The organism is Kaistella sp. (genome assembly GCF_032060305.1).
In the GTDB taxonomy this organism is placed as follows: domain Bacteria; phylum Bacteroidota; class Bacteroidia; order Flavobacteriales; family Weeksellaceae; genus Kaistella; species Kaistella yananensis.
Map to the genome: position 1 here is coordinate 4,916 of NZ_DAMBHK010000021.1, position 1,832 is coordinate 6,747.

3 protein-coding genes are annotated in these 1,832 nt (G+C 38.6%); all 3 read right to left on the reverse strand.

The features are described 5' to 3' along the window. Positions 1-641, reverse strand: a 641-nt coding sequence (gene mutL / locus V5N63_RS04610) for a DNA mismatch repair endonuclease MutL (RefSeq protein ID WP_332033019.1), incomplete at its 3' end; no start/stop codon positions are given. Between the two features lie 74 nt (positions 642-715). Next, positions 716-1,435: a class I SAM-dependent methyltransferase gene (locus tag V5N63_RS04615; RefSeq protein ID WP_332032997.1), complete on the reverse strand. Its 720-nt coding sequence runs from the start codon at positions 1,433-1,435 to the stop codon at positions 716-718. Positions 1,436-1,526: 91 nt separating this feature from the next. Next, on the reverse strand, positions 1,527-1,832 hold a 306-nt coding region (locus tag V5N63_RS04620), incomplete at its 5' end, for a prolyl oligopeptidase family serine peptidase (RefSeq protein ID WP_332032998.1).

Consider the following 1,832-nt stretch of genomic DNA (forward strand, 5'->3'; position numbering starts at 1 on the left):
CCGAAAATCTCTACAATTCTCTGCAGCAGACTCGATTTACGAAGGCGGAAAACAATATCATCGTTATGAAAAAGCTCGAAATCCAGATTTTCATGCGCCAATGCAACCCTTTGAAATTCATCAATAATATGACGGAATTCTACATTGTTGTTTTTAAGGAATTTGCGTCTCGCCGGAACGTTGTAGAAGAGATTTTTTACTGAAAAGTTAGATCCTTCGGCAGTCTGTATCGGTTCCTGAAACTGAAATCCGCCTCCTTCGATGTAAATATTGGTTCCGGTTTTGGCGTCTTGGGTTTTGGTTTTCAGTTCCACCTGAGCCACCGCAGCGATAGAAGCCAGCGCTTCACCACGGAATCCTTTGGTTGAAATCCTGAAAATATCTTCGGTGGTACTTATTTTTGATGTCGCGTGTCTTTCAAATGCAAGTCGGGCATCGGTTTCGCTCATTCCGCTGCCATTATCTACAACCTGAATTAAATTTTTCCCCGCATCACGAACAATGAGTTCAACTTTTGTAGCGCCTGCATCAATGGCATTTTCCATAAGTTCTTTTACAATAGACGCAGGGCGCTGCACCACTTCTCCCGCTGCGATTTGGTTGGCGACATGATCCGGCAAAAGTTTTATAATATCTGACATTTTTTTATTCTCCCACAAAAATAACAATTAGATTCGGGGTTTTGGAAATTTAATAATGATTAGTTTTTCTGCAGTTATCTGTATTTAGCTGCATCTATTTTGGTGGTAATTTTATGGAATACTTTTTCGGAAAAGTTTCTTTGGTCAGCAAGATGTTTCAGTTCGAAATTCCTCTTCTTTCTGATGACCATAAAATGATAGTCGTCCTGTTCCCAAATTCCATATTTTTCGAAATACACAAGTTCCAAACCGTTTTTTTCCAGATGCTGCATCAGGGTAAAAAGTTCTACTTCCTGATCAATTACCTGCAGGCTTTCGGGATGGTTAATTCTCGCATAACCAATATATTGCGGATTGGGAATATTGATAAGAATATTTGTTTTTTCCGTGGCAATTTCTGCCAAATTTCGGAAAAGTTCTGCGTGATGCTCCAAAGGAATATGTTCGATAACGTCCATCAACGTAATCATATCGAAATCTGAATTTTTGGGTTTATATTCCACCACATCAGCGACATCAAAATGAATATTCTTCCTATATTTCAGTTCGTTTTTTGCAACGGCGACACTTTTTGCACTTAAATCCACGGCTTCGATGATTCCGTTCTTTACTTTTTTTGCAAGAAGTTTAGTGAAAATTCCAACACCACAACCCAGTTCCAGGACTTTAGAATCGGTACTCAACCCGCCGTTCAGCAATCTTTTATAAAGAGAAATAAGTCTTTCATTGGCACCGGTTTTTGTTTGCCGCTGAACGTATTCATCATAAAATTCGGAGATTTCATTCTGTTTCATTGCGTAAAAATAATGATTTATTTTTTGCTTCGATAGCTAAAAAAACTTCCTGAAAATTTCAGGAAGTTTAGCGTGATCATTTTTTTAAGTTTTATTTTTTTAATGCTTTAATCCCCATTTCATACAATGCAAAACTAAGTAAATCAGCATTTTCACCGATGACCTGATCTGTACTTCTGCCTGCTCCGTGGCCCGCATTCACTTCAATTCTTACCAAAACCGGATTATTACAAGACTGTTTTTCCTGAAGCTCAGCACCAAATTTAAAAGAGTGCGCCGGAACAACGCGGTCGTCGTGATCGCTGGTAATAATCATGGTTGAAGGATAACAAACGTCTTTTTTTACCTGGTGAACCGGTGAGTAAGATTTCAGATATTCAAACATTTCTTTGCTGTC

What these genes read in the sequence shown, in the direction of transcription:
- V5N63_RS04615 (WP_332032997.1), bottom strand. Translation starts at nt 1,435, where the DNA reads ATGAAACAGAATGAAATCTCCGAATTTTATGATGAATACGTTCAGCGG.